At 38.6% G+C, this 26,942-nt stretch carries 28 protein-coding genes, 1 tRNA gene and 1 pseudogene; all 30 read right to left on the bottom strand.

Annotated elements, in window-relative coordinates; all coding sequences use genetic code 11:
- Window positions 1-27: 27 nt before the first annotated feature.
- The 30 genes and pseudogenes from HHK02_RS09640 to HHK02_RS09500 all read right to left on the bottom strand — a co-directional run bounded on the left by HHK02_RS09640 (window position 28) and on the right by HHK02_RS09500 (window position 26,939).
- Window positions 28-115: transfer RNA gene (locus HHK02_RS09640), tRNA-Ser, on the bottom strand.
- Entirely contained in the window at window positions 116-730 is a 615-nt protein-coding gene (locus HHK02_RS09635) for a DUF308 domain-containing protein (protein WP_085678228.1), read from the bottom strand.
- Complete coding sequence (locus HHK02_RS09630) at window positions 731-1,249, bottom strand: adenine phosphoribosyltransferase (protein WP_003671181.1); 519 nt, start codon at window positions 1,247-1,249, stop codon at window positions 731-733.
- Window positions 1,250-3,577, bottom strand: a complete 2,328-nt coding sequence (recJ, locus tag HHK02_RS09625) for a single-stranded-DNA-specific exonuclease RecJ (RefSeq protein ID WP_181462353.1) — start codon at window positions 3,575-3,577, stop codon at window positions 1,250-1,252.
- The gene (locus HHK02_RS09620) at window positions 3,578-4,411 is read right to left on the bottom strand and encodes an SDR family NAD(P)-dependent oxidoreductase (protein ID WP_181462352.1); all 834 of its coding nucleotides are present in this window, start codon (window positions 4,409-4,411) and stop codon (window positions 3,578-3,580) included. It lies immediately after the preceding gene.
- Window positions 4,412-5,341 carry a ribonuclease Z gene (gene rnz / locus HHK02_RS09615; RefSeq protein WP_003671185.1) on the bottom strand — a complete coding sequence of 310 codons (930 nt, stop codon included), beginning with the start codon at window positions 5,339-5,341 and terminating at the stop codon, window positions 4,412-4,414. It lies immediately after the preceding gene.
- A complete protein-coding gene (gene obgE / locus HHK02_RS09610; protein ID WP_181462351.1) occupies window positions 5,342-6,658 on the bottom strand; it encodes a GTPase ObgE in 1,317 nt (438 codons plus the stop codon).
- Window positions 6,659-8,470 carry an excinuclease ABC subunit UvrC gene (uvrC, locus tag HHK02_RS09605; protein WP_181462350.1) on the bottom strand — a complete coding sequence of 604 codons (1,812 nt, stop codon included), beginning with the start codon at window positions 8,468-8,470 and terminating at the stop codon, window positions 6,659-6,661.
- Entirely contained in the window at window positions 8,471-8,608 is a 138-nt protein-coding gene (locus tag HHK02_RS09600) for an SPJ_0845 family protein (RefSeq protein ID WP_162859759.1), read from the bottom strand.
- Entirely contained in the window at window positions 8,609-8,908 is a 300-nt protein-coding gene (locus HHK02_RS09595; protein WP_003674350.1) for a nucleoside triphosphate pyrophosphohydrolase family protein, read from the bottom strand.
- Window positions 8,909-9,499 (bottom strand): ribosome biogenesis GTP-binding protein YihA/YsxC, encoded by a 591-nt coding sequence (gene yihA, locus HHK02_RS09590; RefSeq protein WP_003668240.1) that lies wholly within the window; start codon window positions 9,497-9,499, stop codon window positions 8,909-8,911.
- Entirely contained in the window at window positions 9,500-10,750 is a 1,251-nt protein-coding gene (gene clpX, locus HHK02_RS09585) for an ATP-dependent Clp protease ATP-binding subunit ClpX (RefSeq protein ID WP_003671194.1), read from the bottom strand.
- A complete protein-coding gene (gene tig, locus HHK02_RS09580; protein ID WP_003666837.1) occupies window positions 10,751-12,061 on the bottom strand; it encodes a trigger factor in 1,311 nt (436 codons plus the stop codon). It lies immediately after the preceding gene.
- Window positions 12,062-13,252 (bottom strand): elongation factor Tu, encoded by a 1,191-nt coding sequence (tuf, locus tag HHK02_RS09575; protein WP_003666836.1) that lies wholly within the window; start codon window positions 13,250-13,252, stop codon window positions 12,062-12,064.
- Window positions 13,253-14,158, bottom strand: coding sequence for a hypothetical protein (locus tag HHK02_RS09570; RefSeq protein ID WP_181462349.1), 906 nt, complete (start codon window positions 14,156-14,158; stop codon window positions 13,253-13,255).
- Entirely contained in the window at window positions 14,159-15,940 is a 1,782-nt protein-coding gene (locus tag HHK02_RS09565) for a ribonuclease J (protein WP_003671198.1), read from the bottom strand.
- On the bottom strand, window positions 15,941-16,210 hold the full coding sequence (gene rpsO, locus HHK02_RS09560) for a 30S ribosomal protein S15 (protein ID WP_003666833.1): 270 nt from the start codon (window positions 16,208-16,210) through the stop codon (window positions 15,941-15,943).
- On the bottom strand, window positions 16,211-16,465 hold the full coding sequence (gene rpsT / locus HHK02_RS09555; RefSeq protein WP_003666832.1) for a 30S ribosomal protein S20: 255 nt from the start codon (window positions 16,463-16,465) through the stop codon (window positions 16,211-16,213).
- Window positions 16,466-16,592: 127 nt separating this feature from the next.
- Window positions 16,593-17,084, bottom strand: coding sequence for a lipocalin/fatty acid-binding family protein (locus HHK02_RS09550; protein WP_152744879.1), 492 nt, complete (start codon window positions 17,082-17,084; stop codon window positions 16,593-16,595).
- A gap of 117 nt (window positions 17,085-17,201) precedes the next feature.
- On the bottom strand, window positions 17,202-17,873 hold the full coding sequence (locus HHK02_RS09545) for a hypothetical protein (RefSeq protein ID WP_231124838.1): 672 nt from the start codon (window positions 17,871-17,873) through the stop codon (window positions 17,202-17,204).
- Window positions 17,874-17,996 (bottom strand): hypothetical protein, encoded by a 123-nt coding sequence (locus tag HHK02_RS12925; RefSeq protein WP_269204212.1) that lies wholly within the window; start codon window positions 17,994-17,996, stop codon window positions 17,874-17,876. It abuts the gene before it with no gap.
- Window positions 17,997-18,260, bottom strand: coding sequence for a DEAD/DEAH box helicase family protein (locus HHK02_RS09540; protein WP_181462348.1), 264 nt, complete (start codon window positions 18,258-18,260; stop codon window positions 17,997-17,999).
- Entirely contained in the window at window positions 18,261-19,097 is an 837-nt protein-coding gene (locus HHK02_RS09535; protein ID WP_035151392.1) for a histidine phosphatase family protein, read from the bottom strand. It lies immediately after the preceding gene.
- The gene (locus HHK02_RS09530; protein WP_181462347.1) at window positions 19,098-19,802 is read right to left on the bottom strand and encodes a glucosamine-6-phosphate deaminase; all 705 of its coding nucleotides are present in this window, start codon (window positions 19,800-19,802) and stop codon (window positions 19,098-19,100) included.
- Window positions 19,803-20,363: a Fic/DOC family protein gene (locus HHK02_RS09525; RefSeq protein WP_078009959.1), complete on the bottom strand. Its 561-nt coding sequence runs from the start codon at window positions 20,361-20,363 to the stop codon at window positions 19,803-19,805.
- Window positions 20,364-20,786, bottom strand: coding sequence for a helix-turn-helix domain-containing protein (locus HHK02_RS09520; RefSeq protein ID WP_181462346.1), 423 nt, complete (start codon window positions 20,784-20,786; stop codon window positions 20,364-20,366).
- Entirely contained in the window at window positions 20,787-22,559 is a 1,773-nt protein-coding gene (locus tag HHK02_RS09515) for a 5'-nucleotidase C-terminal domain-containing protein (protein WP_231124837.1), read from the bottom strand. It lies immediately after the preceding gene.
- A pseudogene (locus HHK02_RS09510) lies at window positions 22,560-22,700 on the bottom strand (sunset domain-containing protein); the annotation flags it as partial. It abuts the gene before it with no gap.
- Between the two features lie 18 nt (window positions 22,701-22,718).
- Entirely contained in the window at window positions 22,719-25,820 is a 3,102-nt protein-coding gene (locus tag HHK02_RS09505; protein ID WP_181462345.1) for an AAA family ATPase, read from the bottom strand.
- A complete protein-coding gene (locus HHK02_RS09500; protein WP_181462344.1) occupies window positions 25,821-26,939 on the bottom strand; it encodes an exonuclease SbcCD subunit D in 1,119 nt (372 codons plus the stop codon).
- Window positions 26,940-26,942 lie beyond the last annotated feature (3 nt).

Raw genomic sequence — 26,942 nt, 5'->3', positions numbered from 1 at the left:
TACCTATGAAAACTTGACAGATACCTTAGGAGACAAGGGGATTTGAACCCCTGCACGCTTTTACACGCCTAACGGTTTTCGAAACCGTCCTCTTCAGCCACTTGAGTATGTCTCCTTATTGATTAGCAATATCGTATGTAGTTTTGCCATCTTTGGCCGTATACAACGCCTGACTAGAATCACTTGGATTCATAATACTAATTGAATATCCTTCACCTAATGCTTTTTCTACTTGCCCTGAATTGCTTTTAATCGACTTAGTTAAGTTAGGCCAGCCCATTTGTTCAGCCTGACTTGGATCTTGCGCTAAAGCTTTCAATGCTTCAACCGTATTATCATCAGTTGGCGTGATCTGGAATGTCTTACTATCTTCGTTATAATCAACTGAACCTAATTTTGAATAACCCTTTTGCATTTGACGCAAAACAGCCATTGTCTTACTTTCTTGTTGCGCTTCATTTGCACTTGAATTGCCAATCGCTAATCCATTTGAAAATGATGAAAAACTACTGGACCGCGCCACTTGTGAAGATGAAGTACTTTGGCTTGAGCTAGCAGAATTATTATGATGAAAATAAGGTAAATTAATCACACCATAAACAATTGCGATAATACTCAATACTACAATAATTGTCCCGCTTTTCCATTCGCGATACTGTTGCCATGAATTAGCAAGATAAAAACCACCCAAAATCAAAAATAAGGCTCCCATTATTACTAAGAAAATCATTTAAAATTCCATTAATGCCTTCATATCGTAATCTTTAAGCTTATCGCGACCATGAAGATCTTTTAATTCGATTAAGAATGCACAGCCAACAACAATACCACCCATTTGTTCAACCATATCAATTGTTGCAGAGATTGTTCCACCTGTAGCTAAGAGATCATCCACAACAAGAACCCGTTGTCCCGGTTTAATTGCATCGGCTTCCATTTGCAAGGTAGCTGTTCCGTATTCTAAGTCATAAGATGCACTAATTGCTTTTCTTGGCAACTTACCCTTTTTACGTGCTGGAGCAAATCCAACACCCAGTTCGCGAGCAATAGGACACCCAACAATAAAACCTCGCGCTTCTGGTCCTACTACCATATCTACCTTTTTATCCTTAGCATAATCAACTAATTCGTCAGTAGCTTGCTTAAAGGCAGCCCCATCAGCCATTAATGGCAAAATATCTCGAAAGATAATACCCTTTTCTGGATAATCAGGAACACTAGCTACGTATTTATAAAGGTCTAAAGCCATTTATTCTAAATTTAAATATTTCAATAACCAGTTAGCAACCGTTGCAGCATCATTAAAAAGCAACTGTTGTTCAACTTTATATTGTGCTAATTGTTTTTGATAACGTTTAGTTTGCGTTAAATCAGTCTTATTAGTTGACTCATTAAACTTTAACACATCATCTTTTATTGTAACAAATCCTGCTTCAGAAAACACTTGAATCATTAGATTTAATCGATCCATATTAATCTTTAAATGATTGCTAACTGCTTTAGCTTGCATGGGCCATTTTAATTCTTTTTGCTTATAAATAAATCGATAAAGCTGTGCAAAATCATTCCGTGTTGGCAGTCCAGCTAAATAGGCACTTTTTCGCTGATACAGTAATAAGCGAATAGTTGCTGGTTCTTCTTCATCCTCTGCAAAAATCCGTTTTAGCATTTCTTCACTAGATGGGCAGTCAACCAGCGTTACTTGTTGACCAGAAAAATCAGTCTTAATTGCTTCTTCGATCGATAAAGTATAGCCAGGAGCCACATGGGGAGCAATATTTTCTCGCAATCTTGGCTCTCTTACAATGTAATAATCTGAAGAACTAAAAAGCTGAGGAGTTAGTTTATTCGTTCGTTCATCAATAATTACCGTTCCATTAATTTGGAGATCTTCTAACATCAGTTGGACACTTTTTTTACCACGCCACTCATTAAGACTAACTTTAACGGCTAAATTAATTTGTCCGGTTGGCGCGGATAATAGTGTTGCCAAATTTCCTTGACCAAAAGCAACGACTGTTAGATTTTTTTTATCACTTACAATCGAAAATTTTAAATGCTGGTGTTCCTGTCCCATTGTTTTGACATCGACAACTTTAACGTTATTTAATTCAAAAACCGGTTCCATATTTCCTGGACCAAATGGAGCAACCCGTTGAATATCGTTATATAACTGTTGGGTAACATCAGCTGGTACAAGTTTCATTGCGATTGGAAGAGGTTGCTTTACCGTTGGATCAAATTTTTGTTTGACTGCTTCTTCTTCCAAGGCTATTTGCAGAGGTACAATATTTTTCGAATCAAAAGAAAGACCACAAGCAGCAGGGTGCCCGCCAAATGTCGTAAATAGTTCACGATGAGCCTCCAAGGCATTGAACAGGTTAAAACTGTCAACGCTTCTACCAGATCCTTTTATTAAGGTCGGATTATTTTGATCAGTTGATGCGACAATTGTTGGCTTTCCAGTCTCATTCATAATCCGACTGGCAACAATTCCTAATACGCCTTGATGCCAACCTTTTCCAACAATTAATAAGGTCTTTTTCTGCTGGTTAGCTGAACTATTAGCTTGTTTTTCTGCCTCTTTCATAATATCAGCAACTAGGTTCTGACGTTCTTTATTCGCCTGATCTACCTCTTTAGCTAATTTTTGTGATTCATTCTCATCTAAACTCGTCAGTAATTTAACTCCATCATTAGCATCAGCAATTCGGCCAAGCGCATTTAGCCGTGGTGCAATTCCAAATCCAATATCCTGATCAGTTAGATTGTTAGCTTTAATATCAGCTAATTTCATTAAAGCCGCTAATCCTGGACGCATCCCCTGTCGTAATTGCTGAATGCCACAGGAAATTAACGCATGATTTTCGTCCGTAACGTTTACTACATCAGCTATTTCACCAATTGCAACTAAGTCCAGTTCTTCAACAGGAAACTCACCAGTTAAAGCCCAAGCCACCTTAAATGCAACACCAACGCCTGACAAATCAGGAAAAGGATAATTACTACCAGGATAACGAGGGTGAACGATCGCAACCGCATTAGGCAAGTCAGCAGGCAACTCATGGTGGTCAGTAATTACAACATCTACTCCTGCTGCTATTACCTTATCGATAACATTTTTTCCGCTAACGCCATTATCCACCGTAATAAAAAGCTGGGTACCATTATCAATAAGGCGTTGGTAAGCGTCCATGTTAGGCCCATATCCATCTGTAAACCGATTTGGGACATAATAATTAACATTGGCACCGATAGATAATAACGTTTCATACATTAAGGATGTGCTAGTAATTCCATCGGCATCATAATCACCATAAATAGTAATTTGTTCTTGCTTTTCAACTGCCTGCTCAATTCGCTCAACTGCTTTATCCATATCATGCAATAAGGTTGGATCATGGATCTCTTCTATCGATGGTTCAAAGAATTTTTTTGCTTGTTCGGTTGAATCGATTCCTTGCTGAGCTAATAAGGTTGCCAATATTCTAGAAATGCCTAACTCTTTTTCAAGATTATCAACAGTTGCTGAGGAAGCATTATCGGCAAGTTCCCACTTAAATTTTGCATCAATCATTTATAAGTTCTTCTTATCCTGTTGGAAATCAAAAAATTTTTTAATTGCCCAGTCACCTAAACCGGGAATAACTTGGTAAGCCCAGCCAAGACAAGCCACATATCCTGGAACATTAATTTCCCTCGTCTTATACCCAACATTATTCCAAATTCGTCGAGCTAAGTCTTCAGGAGAGATAAATATCCATTTTGGTAAATGGGCCCGATACGTATAATTATTATCCGCTTTATCAAAGAAAGGTGTATCAATTGGGCCAGGATTAACTGTCAACACTTGGACACCATAATCAGCAACTTCCATTCGTAAAACGTTATCAAACTGGATTACCCCAGCCTTCGTTGCTGAATATACAGTGCTATTTGGTGTAGGTAATTTACCAGCTAATGAACCCATATTAATAATGGCCCCATACCCTTGATCCATCATTTGTTTAGCTACACACCGACTAATATACATTAAGGCTAAGAGGTTCGTATGTACCATTTTTTCCATTGAGCTGTAAGATTCCTTAACTACGGGAATAAAGTCACCAAGCCCAGCAGAATTAATTAATACATCGATTCCTCCTACTTCATGTTGAACCTTCGAAAGCACATCATCAATCTGATCAGGGTCGGTGACATCCAATTGATAAGCAAATGCTGGCCGACCAGATAAAATTAAACATTTCTTGGCTACCTCTTGCAACTTCTCAAGGTTACGAGAAACAACAACAACAATTGCACCACGACGAGCTGCCTCAAAAGCCAACTCTTTGCCGATTCCACTTGAACCACCAGTAATTAATACAACTTCATTTCGCAGAAAACGTAACGTCTTTACTCTTCTCAGCATTCATTTTTTAAACGGAATATCAATCACATCAAAATCATTAACAACTCGAGTATCAGGAATAATATTACGAACTTGATATGCCAATTGATAGGCTGCTTTACCGGTGTATCGTGCTGAAATATGATTTAACAATAATTTTTTAACACCAGCTTTTTTTGCAATTTCAGCTGCTTGTTTGCTGGTTGAATGATAATAATTGTATGCCATCTTCGTCTCATCTTTAGCAAAAGTACTTTCATGCACTAATACATCCGCATTTTGTGCTAACAAAATTGCATTCTTTGTTTGTCTAGTATCGCCTAAAATTGCAATAATTCGTCCAGGTTGAGGAGTGCCAATAAAGTCATGACCATCTAATACGCGACCATCAGGAAGAGTAACCGTTTTTCCAGCTTTTAGTTGACCGTAAATTGGCCCAGATGGTACTTTTTGTTCTCGTAATTTTTCAACTTGTAATTCTCCTGGATGATCCGCTTCTTCAATCCGGTATCCAAAACAAGCAATTTTGTGATCCAACTTTCGTGCAATCACTCTAAAACCATGATCATTAAATAGTTCCCCGTCATCTGTTATTTCAACAAAATGCAAAGGATAACTGAGGCGTGACTCACTTACTTGCAAAGAAGTCTGAACATACCGCTTTATTCCTATTGGTCCATAGATCGTCAATGGTTCGGTTCCTCCTTGAAAAGAGCGGGAACTTAGTAAACCAGGTAAACCAAAGATATGATCACCATGCAAGTGAGTAATAAAGATTTTTTCTATCTTTCGTGGCCTAATTGTCGTATTGAGAATTTGATGTTGAGTAGCTTCTCCAACATCAAATAACCAAATTGCGTTTCGTTCTTCTAACAACCGCAATGCAACACTTGCTACATTACGTTGCTTACTTGGGGAACCAGCGCCTGTTCCTAAAAATTCAAGTTGCATTTATTGAATAAATTCAAAAACAAATTTTTCAATTCTTACAAGATCACCATCTTGTACACCTTTAGCTCTTAACGCGTCATCAACCCCCATATGGCGAAGTTGACGAGCAAAGCGTAATTGACTTTCTTCATGAGTTAAATCAGTCATCTTAAATAACCGAATAAGTTTTTCACCGCCCAATACCCAGGTGCCGTCTTCATCCTTGGTAATGGTAAAGTCCGTCTCATCCTTCTTGTCAAGAGCAGCAGCACGATATTCAGCGACCAATTCTTTATCATGACTCTCACTATCAAATGCGGGTGTCTTATCTAAGAGATCAGCCGTTAATTGCATTAATTGTTGGACACCTTGATGAGTAACCGCTGAAATAGGGAAAATCTCTGGCTGCTTTTCTAAAGTCTTATCTGCTGCCAAATCAGCTTTAAAAGCAGCTAAGTTATCGGCAGAATTTGGCAAATCCATCTTTGTCGCAACTACAATTTGTGGTCGCTTTAATAATTCAGGATCGTAATTAGCAAGTTCCTTATTAATTTGCCGGTAACGTTCAATTGCTTGATGAGGATCTTCACTACTCATATCCACTAGGTGAAGAAGAACGCGGGTACGTTCAATGTGCCGTAAGAACTTCAATCCAAGACCGATACCCTTCGATGCTCCTTCAATTAAACCAGGCATGTCAGCCATCGCAAAATCACGGCCATCTGGTAGCATTACCATTCCGAGATTAGGAGTTAATGTCGTAAATTCATATGCAGCAATTTTAGGCTTAGCACCGGTTACTACTGATAATAAAGTTGACTTTCCAACAGAAGGGAACCCAATTAATCCGACATCAGCAAGCATCTTTAATTCTAATTCTAAGTAATGGTCTTCTCCTGGTTCACCATTTTCAGCAATTTCAGGAGCAGGGTTTTTAGCACTAGCAAAGTGAATGTTGCCGCGACCACCACGGCCACCTTTAGCCACTACTAATTCTTGGTCTTTTTCAACAAGATCACCAATAATCTCGCCGGTATCAAGGTCCCTAACGGTAGTACCTTGGGGAACAGCAATAATTGTATCTTCTGCACTTGGACCAGTCATCTGTTTACTCATTCCATTACCACCGTTTTTAGCTTTAAAAATTCGATGATAACGGAAATCCATTAAAGTCCGTAATCCTTCATCAACTTTTAAAATGATGCTACCACCACGGCCACCATCACCACCAGCGGGGCCACCGTTAGGAACATACTTTTCACGACGAAATGCTACCATTCCATCGCCACCCTTACCTGCATGTACTTCAATTTTTATTTGATCAACAAACATATTCATTCAATCATGACTACTACCCTTAGCAACCTCAGCATTTTTCTGCAATGAAACCTTGATTAACTGGGCGGTAGGTCGATTAATTCCTAGTGAATGGATTTCATCAACTGAGGCTTGAGCAATTTTGGTAATTGATCCATATTTTTTAAGCAATTTTGTTCGAGTTCGGGGTCCCACTCCCTTAATTTCATCCAAACGCGAGCTTAACGAATGCTTGGTATGAACGCGCCGGTGGAAAGTAATTGCAAACCGGTGAACCTCATCTTGAATGCGTTGAACTAAGTAAAAGCCTTGGCTCCGTGGATTCAAATTAATATGGTGATCATCATCCCCGAACAATAAGTCAGCGGTTTGGTGTTTATCATTCTTTACCATCCCTACTACCGGAATATCGAGACCAAGTTCATTCTCTAAAACATCTTTAGCCGCATCCATCTGAATTTCGCCACCATCCATAAAGATCATATCCGGCATTGGCTTATTCTCTTTTAAGAGACGCGAATACCTCCGTCGAATAACTTCACGGGTACTGGCAGCTTCGTCAGCATGATTAATCACCGTTTTCAATTTATACTTCCGGTAAAAATTTTTAGCTGGTTCTCCATTAACAAATACAACCATTGCACTAACAGGATCAGCCCCCTGAATATGAGAATGATCAAACGCTTCAATCCGGTGACCTTCTGGAAGTCCAAGGGCATCCGTAATCTCTTTCATCGCACCGGTAGTCTTACTTTGGTCCATCTCAAGCAGTCGAAATTTTTCATCTAAAGACAACTGAGCATTTTCATGTGCCATTGCTAAGAGGTCCCGTTTTTCACCACGAACCGGTGTCCGAACTGGTACCCCTAATATTTCACTTATTTCTTTATTGGGAAGGCCCTTAGGAAGAAGAATTTCACGAGGCAAAATATTATTGCGACGATTATAAAACTGGAGAATAAAGCTAGTCATTTCTTCAACTGCCGTATCCACGATTGGAAATAGACGTTTTTCTCGTTTCATCAACCGCGCCTGCCGAATAAAGAAAATTTGAATAGAAAGCCACCCTTTATCCATATAGAAATTAAATAAATCACGAGGGGTTTTATCATTTGAAATAATCTTTTGTTTTTCAACTGTCACTTCAATATAGTGAAGCTGGTCTCGAATTTCAGCAGCTCGTTCAAACTCCATGTTTTCTGCTGCTAGTTGCATCTTTTTGGTTAACTGTCGCTTAACTGTCGCTGTATTTCCACTTAAAAATGACTTAATTTTTTTAATTTGCTCTTCATATTCGCTCTTAGGAACGTCTTTAAAACAAGCTCCTAAACATTGTCCCATATGGTAATACAAACACGGACGGCCTTGATACCCATTACATCGTCTTAATGGATAAACCCTTTGAATAAAATGCATCGTCTCCTCCGCAGCATAGACATTTGGATAAGGGCCAAAATAATATCCACCATCTTTTTTTATTTTACTAACGATCTTAATTTGAGGATCCCGCTCATTTGTTATTTTTATGTAGGGATAACCAGTTCCCTTTTTTAATTTGATATTGAAATAAGGTTGATGTTTTTGAATAAGCGTTATTTCAAGTAAGAACGACTCCTTATTAGTCGAAGTTACAATGGTTTCAAAGTCCGCAACTTCTGAAACCATTTTAGCTACTTTACCGGTGTGGCTACTCTTAAAGTAAGACCGAACCCGATTTTTTAAATTTTTAGCTTTACCAACATAAATTATCTGATCATTAATGTTTTTCATCAGGTAGCAACCTGGCTTGTCAGGTAACAATGCTAGTTTATGTTCTAAATGTTCACTGGCCATTTATTTCTTTTCTTTATCCTTGCTATCTTTTTCTTTTTTATCGTCATTTTTTTTAGTTGCTTTTGGTTTTTTAGGATCAACCGCAAATTGATCAAATAATTTATCAAGCTGTTCGCTTCTTCTAGTAACTAATCCCATTTAATCTTGCTTTTTAAAACCAGTCGGATAGCGCTGATTTAATTCCTCAATATTTGCTTTGGCAACCTCTTCAAATGGAATATCGGCCCATTCTGCAATTTGAGATAAATACCATAAGACATCACCCATTTCGTGGATTAGTTCCTTACGATCTAATTTTCGACTACGAAAAGTATAGTTTTTTACTAAATCAACGACTTGTCCTGACTCACCAGCTAATCCTAATGCACAATTTGTTAAAACTTGTTCATTCCCATATAAGGTTCGTTTTGCTGCATTTTGGTATTCATTAAAATCCAATTAGTTCTTCCCCATTCGCTCTTCAATCCACTGCCAAACATCATCTTTACCCTTTTTCTCTGTAGCTGAAAATAGAATAATCGGTGTTGAACTCTCAACATCAAGGGTCTTTTTGATAAGGCTTAGTTGGCGATTCCATGCACTTCGTTTTACCTTATCAATCTTTGTCCCTACGATTAATGTTGGAATATTATAATATTGTAACCAATTATACATATTTACATCATCAGGGGTGGGTTCATGCCGTGCATCAACTAATTGAATAACTCCGCGTAATTGTTCACGTTGGGTTAAGTATTGTTCGATCATTTTTCCAAATCGTTCTCGCTCTTTTTTCGAGACTTTGGCATACCCATATCCTGGAACATCGACAAAATATACCTTATCCTCAACGTCATAGAAATTTAATGTCTGGGTTTTACCTGGCTGACTAGACGTATGAGCAAAATTGCGCCGGTTGATTAAGACATTTGTCAACGATGACTTCCCAACATTTGAACGACCAACTAAAGCAATTTCTGGAATATTTGTTTTAGGATATTGTTCATCACTTACGGCACTGATTGTTAAATCTACATTGTGAACTTCCATTTAAGAAGCTTTTTCATCCTTTAAAACGTAACGAGGTTCTGTATGTTGCGTTACACATCGTTTATCAATAATTACCTTTTCTACATCTTTACGACTTGGCAAGTCAAACATTACATCCCGCATTACATCTTCAATAATCGAACGGAGACCACGAGCACCTGTATTTCGCTTGATTGCTAGTTGTGCCATTGCTCGTAATGCACCATCAGTAAAGGTCAACTTACTTCCATCAAGGCGAATTAACTCTTGATATTGCTTAACTAATGCATTCTTTGGCTCAGTAAGGATTCGAACAAGGTCATCTTCATCAAGTTTTTCAAGAGCAGTCATCACAGGTAATCGTCCAATAAATTCTGGAATCAAGCCAAACTTAAGAAGGTCTTCTGGGATAACATGTTGCAAAATATTTTTATCCGTAACCTCTTCAGCTTCTCGTGAGTCTGTTCCAAATCCAATTGTCTTATCACCGAGTCGTTCCTTAACAATTGTTTCGATTCCATCAAAGGCTCCCCCAACAATAAAGAGGATATTCTTCGTATCAACTTGGATAAATTCTTGCTGTGGATGTTTACGTCCTCCCTGAGGTGGTACATTAGCAATTGTTCCTTCAAGAATCTTTAAAAGAGCTTGTTGAACCCCTTCTCCAGAAACATCACGCGTAATTGATACATTTTCACTCTTCTTTGCGATTTTATCAATTTCATCAATGTAAATGATTCCTTTTTCAGCACGTTCTACATCAAAGTCAGCAGCCTGAAGTAATTTAAGGATAATATTTTCAACGTCTTCACCAACGTATCCAGCTTCAGTTAAAGTTGTAGCATCTGCAATTGCAAACGGAACATTTAGAATTCGCGCAAGTGATTGGGCAAGATAGGTTTTCCCAGAACCAGTTGGACCAATTACGGCAATGTTGCTCTTTTGAAGTTCTGTATCATTATTATCGCCACTCATCATTGCATTAACCCGCTTATAGTGGTTATAAACAGCAACTGCTAATGTTTTTTTAGCATCACCTTGACCGATTACATAGTCATCCAGTTCGTTAACAATCTCTCCTGGAGTTGGCACACGGAAAGCTTTTTTAGCTTCATCTTCTGCTAGTTCCTGATCAATAATTTGTTTACAAAGGTCAACACATTCGTTACAAATATAGACGCCAGGACCAGCAACAATTTTTTTCACTTCATCTTGGGACTTTCCACAAAATGAACAGTGAACTGAATCCATACCAGTGGTATCTTCAAACATTTACTTGTCAGACTTTTCGTCATCCTTAACTTGCTTTGCTGAATCAGCAACTAAGTCAACAGCCTTACGGATCTTAATATCATGCATTAACATGTCTTTAGATAATGCCTTCTTAACAGCATCTTCTTCCATACCGTATTGCTTTGCAAGGTCAGAAATTTCTTTAGCAATTTCTTCATCAGTAGCATCTAAGTTAGCATCGTCAACAATTGCTTCTAAGACAAGGTTAGTCTTTACACGTTGAGCAGCATCATTAGCAAATTGCTTCTTCAAATCTTCTTCCTTTGTACCAGTAATTTGGAAGTACATTTGAGGACTGATACCTTGTTGTTGCATTCCTGCTAAGTATTGTTGCATTTGACGGTTAGTGTCATCATCCAACATTGCTTGTGGAATATCTTGGATTTCTGCATTAGCAACAGCCTTATTGATAGCAGCATCTTCAATAGCAGCCTTAGCTTGGTTATCCTTTTCTTCTTGAAGTTGCTTCTTAGTCTTTTCCTTTAATTCAGCTAAAGTATCAACATCTTCGTCAACATCCTTAGCGAAATCATCGTCAAGTTCTGGTAATTGCTTTTCCTTGATTTCGTGAATCTTAACCTTGAAAAGTGCATCCTTGCCAGCAAGATTCTTAGCGTGGTAATCTTCTGGGAAGGTAACATTTACATCAACATCTTCATCAGCGTTGTGACCGATTAATTGATCTTCAAAACCTGGAATAAATGAGCCTGAACCTAATTCTAGTGAGTAGTTTTCAGCTGAACCGCCATCAAATTCTTCACCGTCAACGCTACCCTTGTAATCAATAACGACAGTGTCGCCCTTTTCGGCTGGCTTATCTTCTTTTAATACAAGTTCAGCTTGTTGTTGACGCTTAGTTTCAAGTGCATCATCAACATCAGCATCAGTAACAGTGGTGTCTTGAGCAGGAACTTCCATACCCTTGTATTCACCTAATTTAACTTCTGGCATAACGTCAACTTCAGCAGTTAATACCCATGGTTGACCCTTTTCCATGCTCTTAATATCAATCTTAGGTTGATCTACAGGTTGAATGTTAGTTTCCTTTACTGCTTCGTTATATGCATCAGGTAATACCTTGTTTAAGGCATCTTGATACAATGATTCTTCACCGTACATTTGGTTAAAGATTTGACGAGGGACACGACCCTTCCGGAAGCCCGGAACAGTGATCTTTTTACGAGTCTCAACGAAAGCTTCGTCAATTCCCTTGTTAATAGTGTCGACATCAATTTCAAATGTCAATGTACCTTTGCTGGCATCGCTATCGCGTTCCCATTTTGCTGACATTTAGTCTAAGATGTCGGATACAACACCGGCACCAACAGTGTGTCCACCTTCACGAATAGTGAACTTAAGACCCTTTTCAAGAGCAACTGGCTTTTGTAAGTTAACAGTGAACGTAACGTTATCACCAGGCATAACCATTTCTACACCATCTGGTAATTCGATAGTACCAGTAACATCAGTTGTGTGGAAGTAGAATTGTGGACGGTAGTTTGAGAAGAATGGAGTGTGACGTCCCCCTTCTTCCTTAGTCATAACGTAAACTTCACCCTTGAAGTTCTTGTGAGTTTGGATTGAACCTGGTTCAGCCAAAACTTGACCACGTTGGATTTGGTCGTGTGAAATACCACGAAGAAGTACACCAACGTTATCCCCGGCTTCACCAAGATCAAGAGTCTTGTGGAACATTTCCAAACCAGTAACAGTTGACTTAAGAACGTCTTCAGTTAAACCAACGATTTCAACTTCGTCACCGACCTTAACAGTACCACGGTCAATACGACCAGAAGCAACAGTACCACGACCAGTGATAGTAAATACGTCTTCGACAGGCATCATGAATGGCTTGTCAGTAGGACGCTTTGGAGTTGGGATGTAGTCATCAATAACATCCATTAAGTGAAGGATAACTTTTTCTTGTTCTGGGTCACCTTCAAGTGCCTTAAGAGCAGATCCACGAACAACTGGAACATCGTCACCAGGGAAATCGTATTCGCTAAGTAAGTCACGAACTTCCATTTCAACTAAGTCAACTAATTCATCATCGTCAACTAAGTCAGTCTTGTTCAAGAATACAACGATGTATTGAACACCAACCTGACGAGCAAGAAGAATGTGTTCACGAGTTTGTGGCATAGGACCATCAGTAGCAGCAACAACAAGGATAGCACCATCCATTTGTGCAGCACCAGTGATCATGTTCTTAACGTAGTCAGCGTGTCCAGGGGCATCGATGTGTGCATAGTGACGCTTTTCAGTTTCGTATTCAACGTGGGCAGTGTTGATAGTGATACCACGTTCCTTTTCTTCTGGAGCAGCATCAATATCAGCGTAATCTTCTGCCTTTGCTAAACCTTTGGCTGCCAATACCTTTGTAATAGCAGCAGTTAAAGTAGTCTTCCCGTGGTCAACGTGGCCAATAGTACCAATGTTAACGTGGGGTTTTGTACGTTCATAATGTTCTTTTTCAGCCATCTAATGTTTTTCTATTAATTCGTCAATCTGCTTACCTAGTCGTTCCTGCCACGTACTAGAAACCGTATTTGTTGCGACTTTCTTTCCTTCTATTCTAGCGATTAAAACATCTGTCCATTCATCAATATCTTTAATAATTTGATTAATTCGCGGATATAAGAACATTACCTGTAATTGAAATTCTTGAATTGCCATCTTTTCTGTCTGCGGGTTTTGATTTCCACACTTTTCTGTAATTAATCTCTTACCTTCACTAACGACTGGCAATAAATTTAAAGGCTGAATATCAGCTGGCACAACTGTATATTCTTTCTTATCTAGCCAATAAACAGTAACCGGATCTGCAACTTGTAACTTACTAAGCAGCTCAACCAAACTAGACTTTACCAGTGGATGAGTGTAGGGATCACGAAGCAGGAATTTAGCGCCTGTAATAAATTCATTTAAAGGAAGTTTAAAAGCCGCCTGCAGCCTACTTTGCTGCTCTTCAAGGGAGTAATCTCCTAAATGATAAAAGTCTCGCAAACGTGTTTGTAATGTCTCCTGGTACTCTTGACGAGATTTTTCCTCCCCCATTGTAACAATTGTCAGCAAATCATCCTGCCATTGCGAAAGACTACTAATCACCTGTCTTGCTAAAACAAATAATTCATTTTGACACAAAATTTTAATGGCAATTTGAGCATCTGCCAAGCTATCAAACATTACTTCTAAATACTCAAACAAGTAAGTACAAGCCCTGGTATATTGTTGAGAATGATACAGAGCGATTATCGTCAATCGACCGATTTCTGAATCATCAACCTCGTTTATAAGATCTTCCAGAATATTACTAGCTTCTTGCCATTTTTCTTCAGCAATTAATTTTTGAGCCTGGAGATATTGATCTTGTTGGGGTTCGTTCATCTACTTCTTTTCTTTTGCCATTCGTTTTTTACCACGACCACGATGATGCTCTTTCGTTGAACGTGACTTCGCAGATTTCTCTTCTTTCTTCTCAACATTGTTTTTAATCTTCTTTTGATGTTGATTAATCTCCATAATAACTGGCAAAATAACTGGATGCCGTTTAGTTTGATCAAACAAGAATCGGTTTAATTTATCGCGAACATCTTGTTTCAAGTGACTCCAATCAAATTCCTTTTGATCTAGATTTTCTTGAACAATCTTTTCAACTAAGTCAGCACTCTGTTGCATTAGTTGACGGTTAGTCTTTACAAACACGAATCCTCGTGACGTAATTTGTGGTCGAGCAACGATCTTTTTCTTTTTCCGATCAATAGTTGCCACCACAACAAAAATCCCATCCTCTGACAGGACGCGCCGATCTCGTAAAACAATATTACCGATATCACCGACACCTGTTCCGTCAATCATAGTATTACTTACATCAATATGTTCTCCAACATGGAATTTACCATTTTTGTAAGTCAGAACATCACCCTTATTAACGAGGAAGATATTTTCTTTTGGAACTCCTACTTCTTCTGCTAATTCCGCATGACGATCTAACAGACGGTATTCACCTTGAATTGGAATGAAGAACTTGGGTTTCATGAAATTCAACATTAATTGTTCATCATTTTGGTTAGCATGTCCAGAAGGATTCAAATCATCAGAAATAAATTTAACCTCTGCTCCCGTACGATAAATCATATCTTTTGTCTTTTGTACCTCAGTCTCCTGCGCATAAGAAGGAGTAGTAGTAACAAAGACAAGATCTGTACTCGTTAATTGTAAATTAGGATTATCGCCGTTTGCAATTTGCTGTAATGACTTAATCGGTTCACCCATTTTACCAGTTTCTAAAATAACAACTTGGTTTGGTTCGAGTTTTTCTGCTTCCTTGCGACTAATAAATAAGTCATCTGGTAAGTGTAACTTTCCCAAAGACATTGCTGTATCAATAATTTGTTCAATGTCTTTTCCAGATAAAACAATCTTCCGGCCAACGGCTACAGCAGCATTGATAATCTGCTGTACACGCATAATATTTGAAGCTACACTAGCAACAATAATCCGACCGTTTTGATATTTAAAAGTTTCTTTAATATAGTCTCCAATATCTTGTTCACGAGCAGACGCACCCGTAATTCCGGCCCCAGCAGAATCACTTAAAAGTGCTAATACACCTTGTGATCCAATTTCCGCTAAACGAGCAAGGTCTGTTTGATAACCCTTTTTAGCTGTCTGATCGAATTTAAAATCACCAGTGTAAACAATATTTCCTGCTTTAGTTTCTAAAACAACCCCTAAAGTTTCAGGAATAGTATGGGTCGTCTGGAAGAATGAAACTGTAACATCATTAAAATCAATTGCTGTTGACGCATCAACAACATGAAAATCATTAAACTTCTTAACTTCCTTATGGTTTTTAACTGCCAGCTTTGCTAAGGCAATCGTCATCTCGCTTCCAAATACCGGAACATTAAAGTCCATCAAGAAATACGGGAGTGCTCCAATTGAATCTGCATGTCCGTGTGTTAAGAATACCCCGACTATCTTGTTCTTATGTTCACGAAGATATTCCCAGTCAGGAATGACAACATCAATTCCCATTAATTCATTCTCAGGATACTTTAACCCCGTATCCAAAATGAAAATTTGGTCTTCAATCTCAACGGCGTACATATTTTTACCATTTTCGCGTACACCACCAAAAGGAATAATTTTAATATTATTATCCATTTACCGACGTAAACCTAACTTTTGGATAAGTTCACGGTAAGCAGGTAAATCAGTCCGACGTAAGTAAGCTAATAAGTTACGACGGTGACCAATCTTCTTCATTAAACCACGTTGTGAATGATAATCGTGCTTGTGTGTACGAAGGTGATCGTTCAATTCGTTGATGTCAGCAGTTAAAACAGCAACTTGAACTTGAGTAGAACCAGTATCTCCTTCGTGAGTTGCGAATTCCTTAATAATTTGATCTTTACGTTCTTTTGAAATAGCCATTTACTTAGCGTAACGTGCTGAGAGACGTGACTTGTCACGTGCAGCCTTGTTAGCCTTGATAAGGCCCTTAGAGTGGGCACGGTCAATTGCTGAGATAGCAGCCTTGTATAAGTCGTCAAGGTTATCTGCGCCAGCAAGCTTTGCCTTATCGAACTTCTTAATAGCAGTCCGCATTTGGCTTAATTGTGAAGCGTTACGTGCTTCAGCTTTTTCACTAGTACGAACACGTTCAATTGCTGATTTGATAATTGGCATGAGGCTGGGAAAAAACTCCTAGTCCAAATAAAAACCGGATGATGAATTTTTTGAACAATTCATCATCCGGTTTTTATGTACACAGGAAATCGTTCCTGATATGATGTAATTACCCCTAAAAACAACCTTATTTTTTATGCATATCATTCAAAAATTGTTGAAGGTTTAACTCTTCATTAACTTTTTGGAATGTTTCGGTATTCCAGCCATTACTACCTGTAACAACTAATTTATTATTATCAAGCGTTGCGGTAAGGGGATTAGTTACGTCACGATCTTCCAAATTTATAAGGTAGTGTTCTCCTTCTTTACGCCATGTTAAGCTATCATCTGTATCCGGATTATTCTTATCTGCATAAACATACTGACCTGTTCCGTTTTCATTTAAGACAATAGCTGCACCGTCTTGATCATCTCGATACGATCCAACAATCTTTGCAGTCTTTGTTATTTTAGGCGAATCTTTTTTTACTACTTTATTGTCACGAACTGGGTTAAGTTGCTTACTAGCAAACCGTTTATAATTTACCCCTAAAATTCCTAACAAGATTACCAGTAATATAGTAAATATAATTAACCCAATATGTGATCGTTTCTTTTTAGTACTTTTCACCATCATTTAGCTGATCTTTTCTTCAAGTTGAATAAATTCTCGAAGGTATTTAAATGGAAAAGGAATTACTGTTAATTGATGAAATCGTACAAAATTCACCATCATCAGTTGAAGAAACTTCAATTACCAGATGTGTGATGCCTTTGCAATTGATATATTCATATTTTTACTAATGGTTCCTACATTATAGTAAATAACATCCTGATCGCCGTTATCAACGAAATAATTAATATCGGTTAATCCAGAGAGATGCTTTTGAACATGGGATTTTATTTTTGGTTTCACTTTCAAAACTAGTCCATATTGTTCATATAATTCATCCAATAACAAATTAATTGCAATTGGACTTAGTATTTTATTTTTCTTAATAAAATTAAATTCATCTTTTAAGTCATTGATGTTAAATGAATTTAGCTCTCTTTTATTAATGATAGAAATAAGATTTTGGTATTTAGTTCTGTAATTAGGGTAACTTTTACTTAAATCATTCAAAGCCCGTTTAAGTTCCGCTTTTGTTACTGATGAACAATTTTGATGACTAATCATCTCGTTGATATCGCCAAAAAGCTCAGCATTAGGCAAAGTGAAGATGTTTTTCCTGTTTAAATTGTAGAAAGTATTGGCAGGAGTTTTAATTAGGTACTGAAGATCTGTATCATCAGAATTAATAAATTTTGAGCTTTCTTGTAAATCTAACCGTCTCACCTCGAACTCATCACTATTAATCATTTTAAATAGATAGACTGCTTGGGTACCATAAGCTTCCTTTGCAACTTGATAAAACTCCCATCCCACTTAATTAACGTACTTCCTAAAGGTATCAATTGTCAAATGTTGCACTATTGCCTGCTGATAGTCTCTCGCATAATTATCTTTAACATCTTCATGAGTTTGGAAATACCGCTTATTATTAATCACTTATCGATTAAGTTTAACTGATTCGTCGCAAAGAATTCTTCGATATGCTTGTCTAACCAATCCCCGCCATGCTTCATCCCGATTCTGTCGGTTGGGAGTTATGTAGATAATTACATCAGATTCCTTACTTTTCATTAGCATGTCCGTTACCCACTGCAGGGCACCCTTTGTTTTCCCAAAGCCAGTTCGATTTTCAAATAATGCTAAACCCTGAAGCTGCTTTTCAGCAATTCCATTAAACAGCTTAACCGTTAAATTTTCCATTTACTTATTTGCTGCTATTTTCTTTCCCTTATTTACATAGTGAAGCGTACCAATTGGGCCATCAACGTGAAGTTTACCATTCTTATAAACAAGTTTGGTTACTGCCGCATTCTGCATTGGCTTCCCATCATATTTTTTAGAAATGGTTGAAAGATATTCATTAATTGACATTCCTGAACTAACGACTAAAACATTGCCACCACCCTGTTTTTGAGTTGTTTTTGCAATGTGAAGCAATTCTGAATTCATCCGTTTTTGCACCTGAGCTGAACTTTCTGCCCGATCGCTCTTAGCCAACTTGGTATTTTGCGAATTGTCCATATCAAGTTTGTGGTAGGCATCTTGGAGTTTATTCCAGTAATCTTTGCCCGTTGCTTGTTGGAATTGCTTGCCATCTTGATAACCATAAACATTAGCAATCTTCTGGTTATCAGCTTCAATGCTGTCTCCTTCAAAGCTACCATATCCGCCTTCACGTAACATTGGTGTGGTCGTAATCTTTGTATTTGGATTGGCGGAATACTTCAATGCTTGTTGTGCGGTAACTTCTTGCCGGGTTAAGTTACCCGTGTAGGCATGCTTAAATTTAATCCCCTTTAATCCATAGCCCAAATCATTAGCAACGGTAATTCCATTTTTGGTTAATGGAAAATCACTTGATCCTTGCACCCGTTGCATCACATTACCAGTAGTTTCCCCGTGACGTGTAAGATAGATTGTCACCTGCTTATCATTAGAGGCTGCATAGGTAGTAGCTGGAACCACCGTCATCGCCGAGCTCCCTAATAGTAAACCTGATAAAACAGCACACATTACTGTTAATTTTTTAAATTTCATTTAATTTAGTTTACTAGCTGCTTGTTTATCAAGAATCACTGTTACGTTTGGATGCTGTTGGAGGGCTGATGCCGGAACAGCAGTCGTGATTTTACCGTTGACCATTTTGTTGATTGCGTCTGCTTTTTGCTCACCAAATGCGAGTAAGATGATATGTTTTGCTTGCAAGATTGAACCGATTCCCATCGTGTAGGCTTCTGTTGGTACATCCTTGCTTGAAGTAAAGAAACGCGCGTTGGCATTGATAGTAGCAGGGGTTAACTTTACTTTATGGGTTTGGCTATCAAAAGGGGTTCCAGGCTCATTAAAACCGATATGACCATTATTACCAATTCCTAAAATTTGCGTATCAATAGGGTAAGTAGCCAAAATCTGATTATAGTGATTAATTACTTCAGTGGCATTCAGATTACTGCCATCCGGAATAAAACTTTTGGCAAATGGCTTTTGAGCGAAAAGATGATATTTCATAAAGTAATGATAACTTTGCGGATCAGTCGATTTAAGACCGACATATTCATCAAGATTAATCGAAATAAGGTTAGAATAATCAACAGAACTATTAGTCATTTTTTGATAAAGACCTAGTGGAGAACTCCCTGTTGCAAGGCCAAGTACCTGAGCACCGTTAATAATATCTGTTTGGAGAAGTTCAAAAGCTTTTTGGCTTGCTTCTTCTTTATTTTTCGTTACAAGAATTTTCATTTAACCAGCACTTTTTTGTAATGCCATGGTCTTGGCAATAATACCGACATCTGATTGGTTTAACCCGGCAATCATTTCCGCGTTGTCGGCTGGATAATCAATTATCTGACCATGATGGAGGGCAATTAACTGGATGAATAATTTAGTTGATCGCCCATTCCCTTCACGAAACGGATGAATATAGTTCAAATCATTTAAGAGAGCAGCATAATCCTCAATGGTAGGCTGCTTTTTCTTATTCAATCGCCCAATTTCATCATTAATATACTTAATTGCATTATCAAAGCGACCATATTCCAAAAAATCAAAACCTGCTTTTGAAATGTAGTAGTTACGTAACTCACCCGCCCAGTCATAAAGCCAACCAAAAAGGAATTTATTAATCGTCTGTAAATCTTCAAAGCTTTTAATTTTCGGTTGTTGTTGCAGGAGGGCCACTTCCCTTTCTGCTACGCCGCGATACTCAATTAAGCTTAATTCATCCGCATTTTTAATTGCAAATTTATTGCGGAGTGTTCCATTATCATATAAAAATTTTGCTTGAAGTTCTTCATCAGTCATTCAGTCATCTTCATCACCAAATAATTGCTCAATTTCCATTAAAATTTCATCATCTGGATTTTCGGCACTCTCTTTTAATTGTCTTACCTCTGTTGCTGTAGGCTCCCATCCCTCTAAAACATTACTTTCAACGGCAAACCGAACTTGTTGATAAGAAGAAGGTGTTTGGAACTGCACGTGCTGAATCGTCAACTGATCATCGTCAGTATGCAAGTGAAAATCAAAGTCTTGAATCCGATCTAATAATTCTCCTGGACGCTCTCCTAAAGCATCTGCAAATGCATTAAGAATCTGAATTGACCAAGTTGCAACGGGCCGTTTAAGTGTTTCGTTAACCTGCGCAACGTCGAGGCCGCTTTCTTGAGCGACAAACGCGACGGTCATATTATTGGTTTTTAAAATATTGATGATATTTTCTGCCATTTAAGCATGTTTACGCTTGCGATCAATAATTGTCAATCCGGTTGCTGCCATTAATGAGCTTCCGAGAAGAAGTAATGCAAGATCCTCATCGTTACCAGTTTGTGGTAAAGCTGCTTGCTGGTCAGTTGCTTTTTGCTTTTGACTATTGATTGATGTAGGCGTCAAATTAATTAATTGATTATTAGCAGCTACGGTTTGTTGCTTAGGTTGACCGTGTAATGTAACGGTTTCGGCTGGTTGACCAGCTGTTGTTGGCAAGGTTACTGTTGGAGATACCGGTTGGCTTGGAACCTCTTGAAGCTGATTTCCTTCAGTCTGGGAATTAGCATCGTTTTGAGTGTTCTGATTAGTTCCTGTTTGTGACTGTGAATCTGAGTCAGCTTTTGCTAATTGTTCAGCAGTCAAGTAAATCTTACGGTTCATTGTTGGTGCGGTAATTGGTTTACCATCATTAGTCATATCAGTAATATAATCAATAAACGCGTCTGTATCTTGACCAACAATCCCGACAACTTTGGTACCCTTAAATGCAGAAAAGCCATCTCCGCCACCTGCTAAAAAGTCATTAATAACAACATTGTAAGTCTTATTCATATCAAGCGGTTGATTATGTTGGTCATAAACTTGAACGACCTTATATGGTTGGTTAGGATCGTTTTGATCAGTATAAGTATAACGAAGCCCGGAAATTTGTAAGTAATAAGCTTGACCTTCGTCATATTGTTGATTCAAGGCTTCAACAATTTGTGCCCCTGTCATTTCAACTACCCGCAAAATATTACCAAATGGTTGAACCGCTTGGGCACTCCCCCATGTAATGGAACGATCAGGATTAACATGCAGATCTGCACGTCCTGTATTAGTCATCGCAAAATCAGCTGGTAAGCCTACCTTATGAGCGGCATATAATTGACCATCGACAACTAATTCACCAACGGCATTTTCACGAGTAGGAGTATTATGAAGTCGTCCAAGAATATCGCCTGTTGTAGCAGCTTCCCCTATTTTCTTGTTAATAATCGGTGCTACTCGGTTGTTCGCATCTTCAACAATTGCTGTAACGTTTGCATCCGTTTTGATATTAGGCGCATCCTTTTCAGATAGTACCGGAAAGACATGTGAAATGAGACTATTGGGCGCAAAATCATTAGTTGTTGGATCGATGTAACCGATAATATCATCGTAAGCTTTACCCGTGTAAATAGCTTGCACTAATTTTACACTACCAACAGTAGCATTAGCATATTGGTGGGAGTGACCAGCAATATAAAGGTCGACAGAATTATCAGGGTCAATTTGATAAAGCTTCTTAATGATATCAACAGCATTACCCTTAGTGCTGCCATCTTTATTAGTTGAAACCCCTGTATGGGCAGGAACTACAATTGCGTTAACACCTTTTTTGCGTAAAATTTGATCATATTTTGCAATTGTTTCAGCCTCGTTTAAAACATCATAATCTTTGTAATTATCGTATAAGGTTAAAATTGGTAGGGAAGTAGTTTCAATCCCAATAAAGCCGATCCGGGCAACTTTACCATCACTAGTATGAATTTCTTTAATCAAGTATGGTTGCATTCCAAACGGGATCTGACCATCAGATTTATTCACAACATTGGCGGTAATAATATTAATCCCTGTTTTCACATGAGGATAGGCCATCTCAGCTTCATTATATTGTTTAGTAGGTTCACCACCATTAACAATCCGCATATACTCAGCTAAGCCTTCATCGAACTCATGGTTTCCCAAAGTTCCGATTTCAAAATGCATTTATCTTAATGATTTGCGGTATCTAGCGGCTTGCGCTTCTGCTTCTGAGTTGAAATAGGCCGCATTTGCTGAATTCGTATGATAGCCTTGCTGATCAGGCGTATGGTAGATTTTTGAATGAGCATTACCAACGATCATACCGGCCTGATCGGTTCGCATTTATATTTCATGCTGGTATGCGACATAACTACGACCATTTCTTGATCGAACAATTAACTGATCTGGAATTTGCTCTTCCAGTTCAGTGATATGACTGATAATTCCAATTATCCGGTGACCTTCGAGTTCTTGAAGGGAATGAAGAGCATCTTCAAGAGCCTGCTGATCAAGGGAACCAAATCCTTCATCGATAAAGAGCGCATCAATCTTAATCCCCCCGCTTTGCTCTTGGACAATCTGACAAAGAGCTAAAGCAAGGGCAAGTGAAGCCATAAAACTTTCACCACCAGAAAGCGTCCGGGCACTTCGCGTTCTGCCAGCGTTATCATCATATACATTAACTTCAAGCCCACTCCACTTGGCACCAGCCCCATGACTTTCCGTTGCTAATTCAAACTGGTAGCGGCCATTAGTTAATCGTTCTAACTGAACATTGGCTGCTACGAGGACATCTTGAAAATATGACTGTAATACATACCGTTCTAGGCTAACATGATTTTCGGTATTCCCAGTCACGACGTCTGTTAATGTTTGTAATTCATTAATTTCTTGATCAAGTTTTCCGGTTTTTTCGACTACCTTAATAACCTTTTGATCCGTTTCTTCTAATTGCTTATACTGAGCAGTTAACTGACCCATTTCTTGCTGATATTGCCGAAGTTGTTCACGCTCAGTATTAAGTTTGGTCTGCGTTGACGTAATATCTGGCATGGGATGATTATTGATGGCCTTAGTCAACCGCTCTTGTTGGGACTGATTATCCTGGACTTGATTCTCAAAGGTCGTTACCTGTTCACGTAATGATGACAATGTTGCTACTTGTTCACTAGCTTCTTGCCAGAAATTCCATTTAAGTTGGACATCATATTGGGCTAAAAGGTTCACAAGATATTGGTGTAAGTTATCCTGTTGCGTCGTTTGGGTGGCAAGTTCTTCTTTAGTCTGGTCGATCCGACTATTTGTCCCTGCTAATTTTTCGGCATTTTCTTGTCGTTGTTGTTGCAATAATTCAAGCTGGTTATTAAAGGCTTTGATCGTTAGTTGATCAGTTTGAATTTGCTTGTCAGCAGCTTCTTTAGTAGGAAATTTTGCTGGTAAAGCGGCTGTTTTTTCTTTCAGAATAGTCTGCTTGGCGATTAAATCCTGTTTGCAGCGGTTCACACTTTCGTCTATTTTATCTAATTCTTCTTGAGAGAACTTGGATTCTCGTTCCAATTCTTCCTCTTCTCGGTGCCATTCTTTAACCTGTTGTTCTATTCTATCGAGGTCAGTCTTCATTTCTGCTAGTTTTTGAGCGTGATTTTCAATTTGTCCTTCCCAATCACTCGGTAATTCATTATCCCCTAATAGTTCGGCTAAATTTACCTGCTTGGTTTCTACCCGTGTTGTTAAGTTAGCAATTTGGGAAACGCTTTGGCGAACTTGCTCTTTTAACTGGTCAAACGTACTACGATTTTGTTGAACTTTAACGGTTGCTGCTTTAACTTGTGCTTCCGTTACCAATTCACCATCATCTGCTAAATTTGCTGGATGGGGATGATCAAGCGATCCACAAATTGGACAAGGGGTGGCTGGCTTTAATTTTTGAGCAAGAATGGCAATTTGGTGACGGGCAAAGCGATCATTCAAGTCATCCAACCTACTTTGCGATTTTTGAACGAGCTTTTCAGCATCCCCCTGCTCTTGCTTTAATTTCACACAATTTTCCTTTTCAGATAAAAGTTTTGTTTCTAATTGCTTTAAATCTTTTCCAGCAGTCGTTAATTTTTCCTGAAGGACTTCTTGTTTTGCTATTTGAACTTGAACTTCACCCAAGTTTTCATGCTCTTTTAAATTATTAGTAACAACCGTCAATTGCTGTTGAGCGTCTTGCAACTTCTTCTGGGAAGCAGCTTGCTGTTTTTTCTGCTGCTTTAAGTGTGTCTGTAGTTCATCGACAGTTGATCTTAGTTTATCTCGATCATCGAATAATGGTAGTTTATTCGTCAAGTCGGTGACCTCTGCTTGAAGCTGATCAATCTCTTCTTGGCGCTGACTCGTTTGCTGCAGTTCTGTTTCAATTACTTGCTGTTGCTTTTGAAGATTACGCAGGTCCTCATGGAGAATATTACTGTCTGCTGTTAATTTTTGGAGACGCTTTTCGCCATCTTTCCACCGTTGATATTCTGTTTGGTGTTCTTGATACCAGTCAAGGATTTTTACTTGTTGCTTTGTTTCTTGGATCTTTTCCGCTTGAGCTTGCAGTATTTCTCCAGCCTTAACAAGCTCACCCAATGCCTCAATGTTCTTTTTCAACTCTTGCTCAGTATGAAGTTGGGCATCAAGCTGATCAACTTTCTTTTGCTGTTGCTGCTCATCATCGCCCAAGTGTTCAAGATTAGCCTTTAGTCGGGATAAGTAATTTTTTGCTTCTGCTAACCATTCTTTAGTTGCTAATTGCGCATCAATCTCGGTTACGGTTTCCTTTAATGATTGAAGTTTTGTTTCTTGGGCCGTTAATGACTTCTTCTGTTCGCGCAAATCGTTTTTTAATTGCGTTGCCCACTGCTCATAACGGGACGTATTAAAGAGGTCACGCAAAAGAGCTTCCTTCGTATTGCTATCTGAATCAAGAAACTGCCGAAACTTTCCTTGAGGGAGAAGAACAATCTGCTTAAATTGATCACAGGTTAGGTTGAGCAGGTCAGTAATAAACGTGTCTGCTTCCTTGATTTTAGTAATTTCATGGGGATGATCACTTTCAAGTGGGTAGATAAGGTCAACGGCTTGATTATGTTCAACCAAATTGCCGCGCCGTCCCTTTAAAACCTGTTTAGGACGACGCATAATTTGATATTTAAGATCTTGGTGTTCAAAGGTAAACTTCACCATTGTTTCTTGGTCAGCTGGTGCAAAATCAGAACGTAAAGCAGCTGCCGACCGATCACGATCATTGGTTGTTTGACCAAAAAGTGCATAACTCATTGCATCAAAAATCGTGGTTTTCCCCGCACCAGTATTCCCTGCTACCAGAAATAAGGAATGCTCTGTGAACTGCGTAAAGTCAATCACTTGATGCTCATACGGCCCAAAGTAATGTAGTTCAATCGTTAATGGACGCATCTATTCCTCCCCTTTCATAATTTGAGTCAAGGCCCTTTCTGCCCACTTCTTTTGGCGGCCTGTTAAATCATTTCCCATCGTTTGGAAATAAAAATCCGTAAGCAAATCAAGGGGCGATTCCTGAGCACGTTTCTTACTAAGGTTGAGTTGAACCTGCTTGGCCTGATGTGTCCGATGAAGGCGGACAATCTTCGGATAATATTCGCGTAACTTGTTTAGCACATCGAGGATTCGTTCTTGGTCGGTCAATTCAATGTCATAAAAATCTTCCTGTAATGCTTCCGCGGGTTTTGTAGCCAGTTCAGCAAAACTCCCTTTCAAAAGGTGAATATCATGAACTGGCGATAATGGAACCCACTCGGCCTTAAAAGGTGCTGTATCAACAATCCAAACGCCCTTTTCTTGCTTGGCTTCCGATACTGAAAATTTCATTGGAGAGCCACTATACTTAACTTTTTCGTCATTTAAAGCATTGCGGTTATGAAGGTGACCAAGAGCAACATAATCGAAGGGAGCTAAAACATCTGTCGTGACTGCACTCAATCCGCCAACCTCAATCAAAGTTTCAGAATCAGCCGTTCGCTTACTTCCAGCCGCAAAGAAATGGGCGACAAGAACATGCCTTTTATCAGGAGCAAAATGCTTTTCCATCTCAGTTGTAATCCGCCCCATCGCATCATTGACATTTTTAATCTTGTCATCATTAAAGTAGTTGCGAACTTCTTGAATCCCAAAGAATGGCAACAAGAAAAATTGGGTATCCTTGATTGTGACCGGGGTAAAAGTATCATTAATGTTAGTATTTAAGAAAAATGACTGGTAAGCAAACCAATCAGTCCCTGTACTTAAACGGATTGCTGAATCATGGTTCCCACTGATTGCCAGTAAAGGAAAATGATCAGTCAAGTTTAAGTCTTGCAGCATCTGGTTTAAGAGCTTAACCGCTGCTTCATTAGGCACGGACCGATCATATAAATCCCCGGCAATCACTATCGCATCAACTTGCTGGTCTTTGGCAATTGCTTCAATCTGCTTAAAGGTTGCTAGCTGATCATCAAGCAAGCTAAAATCGTTTAATGTCTTGCCAATATGCCAATCAGCCGTATGTAAAAAACGCATGGG

Source organism: Limosilactobacillus reuteri (genome assembly GCF_013694365.1).
Lineage (GTDB): Bacteria > Bacillota > Bacilli > Lactobacillales > Lactobacillaceae > Limosilactobacillus > Limosilactobacillus reuteri_E.
The sequence above is the reverse complement of the archived record's forward strand: the minus strand, read 5'-3'. Positions and strand labels throughout refer to the sequence as shown.

Excerpts from the sequence above, each read along its gene's own strand:
- recJ (WP_181462353.1), bottom strand. The coding sequence starts at position 3,577 with ATGATTGATGCAAAATTTAAGTGGGAACTTGCCGATAATGCTTCCTCA.
- HHK02_RS09600 (WP_162859759.1), bottom strand. The coding sequence starts at position 8,608 with ATGGGATTAGTTACTAGAAGAAGCGAACAGCTTGATAAATTATTTGAT.
- HHK02_RS09525 (WP_078009959.1), bottom strand. The coding sequence starts at position 20,363 with ATGACTGATGAAGAACTTCAAGCAAAATTTTTATATGATAATGGAACA.
- obgE (WP_181462351.1), bottom strand. The coding sequence starts at position 6,658 with ATGAATATGTTTGTTGATCAAATAAAAATTGAAGTACATGCAGGTAAG.
- HHK02_RS09505 (WP_181462345.1), bottom strand. The coding sequence starts at position 25,820 with ATGCGTCCATTAACGATTGAACTACATTACTTTGGGCCGTATGAGCAT.
- clpX (WP_003671194.1), bottom strand. The coding sequence starts at position 10,750 with ATGTTTGAAGATACCACTGGTATGGATTCAGTTCACTGTTCATTTTGT.
- HHK02_RS09515 (WP_231124837.1), bottom strand. The coding sequence starts at position 22,559 with ATGCATTTTGAAATCGGAACTTTGGGAAACCATGAGTTCGATGAAGGC.
- tuf (WP_003666836.1), bottom strand. The coding sequence starts at position 13,252 with ATGGCTGAAAAAGAACATTATGAACGTACAAAACCCCACGTTAACATT.
- rpsO (WP_003666833.1), bottom strand. The coding sequence starts at position 16,210 with ATGGCTATTTCAAAAGAACGTAAAGATCAAATTATTAAGGAATTCGCA.
- HHK02_RS09500 (WP_181462344.1), bottom strand. The coding sequence starts at position 26,939 with ATGCGTTTTTTACATACGGCTGATTGGCATATTGGCAAGACATTAAAC.
- HHK02_RS09550 (WP_152744879.1), bottom strand. The coding sequence starts at position 17,084 with ATGATGGTGAAAAGTACTAAAAAGAAACGATCACATATTGGGTTAATT.
- HHK02_RS09530 (WP_181462347.1), bottom strand. The coding sequence starts at position 19,802 with ATGAAAATTCTTGTAACGAAAAATAAAGAAGAAGCAAGCCAAAAAGCT.
- HHK02_RS09620 (WP_181462352.1), bottom strand. The coding sequence starts at position 4,411 with ATGCTGAGAAGAGTAAAGACGTTACGTTTTCTGCGAAATGAAGTTGTA.
- HHK02_RS09520 (WP_181462346.1), bottom strand. The coding sequence starts at position 20,786 with ATGGCAGAAAATATCATCAATATTTTAAAAACCAATAATATGACCGTC.
- rnz (WP_003671185.1), bottom strand. The coding sequence starts at position 5,341 with ATGCAACTTGAATTTTTAGGAACAGGCGCTGGTTCCCCAAGTAAGCAA.
- rpsT (WP_003666832.1), bottom strand. The coding sequence starts at position 16,465 with ATGCCAATTATCAAATCAGCAATTGAACGTGTTCGTACTAGTGAAAAA.
- tig (WP_003666837.1), bottom strand. The coding sequence starts at position 12,061 with ATGTCAGCAAAATGGGAACGCGATAGCGATGCCAGCAAAGGTACATTG.
- HHK02_RS09570 (WP_181462349.1), bottom strand. The coding sequence starts at position 14,158 with ATGAACGAACCCCAACAAGATCAATATCTCCAGGCTCAAAAATTAATT.
- HHK02_RS09630 (WP_003671181.1), bottom strand. The coding sequence starts at position 1,249 with ATGGCTTTAGACCTTTATAAATACGTAGCTAGTGTTCCTGATTATCCA.
- HHK02_RS09540 (WP_181462348.1), bottom strand. The coding sequence starts at position 18,260 with ATGGAAAATTTAACGGTTAAGCTGTTTAATGGAATTGCTGAAAAGCAG.
- yihA (WP_003668240.1), bottom strand. The coding sequence starts at position 9,499 with ATGGAAGTTCACAATGTAGATTTAACAATCAGTGCCGTAAGTGATGAA.
- HHK02_RS09635 (WP_085678228.1), bottom strand. The coding sequence starts at position 730 with ATGATTTTCTTAGTAATAATGGGAGCCTTATTTTTGATTTTGGGTGGT.
- HHK02_RS09565 (WP_003671198.1), bottom strand. The coding sequence starts at position 15,940 with ATGGATAATAATATTAAAATTATTCCTTTTGGTGGTGTACGCGAAAAT.
- uvrC (WP_181462350.1), bottom strand. The coding sequence starts at position 8,470 with ATGGCCAGTGAACATTTAGAACATAAACTAGCATTGTTACCTGACAAG.
- HHK02_RS09535 (WP_035151392.1), bottom strand. The coding sequence starts at position 19,097 with ATGAAATTTAAAAAATTAACAGTAATGTGTGCTGTTTTATCAGGTTTA.